At 50.5% G+C, this 333-nt stretch carries 1 protein-coding gene; it reads right to left on the bottom strand.

The window, feature by feature from the left end; translation table 11 throughout:
* The coding region (locus tag ACYP03_RS25065; RefSeq protein WP_459782536.1) for a TSUP family transporter at window positions 1-167 on the bottom strand (167 nt) is incomplete at its 3' end.
* Between the last annotated feature and the right edge of the window lie 166 nt (window positions 168-333).

Here is a 333-nt window from a genome sequence, read left to right as displayed (position 1 = left end):
AAGGAGCTCTGCAGTTTATTGGTTGCCAGCGCCTGCGTTGGCGGCACGCCGGCTGCCAGTAACGCAGGTACTGTCAGCAGTCCGCCACCACCGGCGATAGCATCAATAAAGGCAGCCAGACCGGCCACGAAGAATAAAATCGCGAGAATGTCTAAAGAGATGTCCATACTTCTTCCTGAAACGATGGGGGCCAGTCCCCACAGGCCGGAAAAATTAACATCACTCATAACCCGTTAACAGCGAAAGCTGAGATATCAACTCATTCCACAATGGAATCAATAATCACTTAAGCGCTCTTTATGTCTGTCCCTGTAAGGCTAGTGTGTCTGTCCT

The sequence above is a fragment of the Photobacterium sp. R1 genome, from assembly GCF_054600795.1.
The sequence above is the reverse complement of the archived record's forward strand: the minus strand, read 5'-3'. Positions and strand labels throughout refer to the sequence as shown.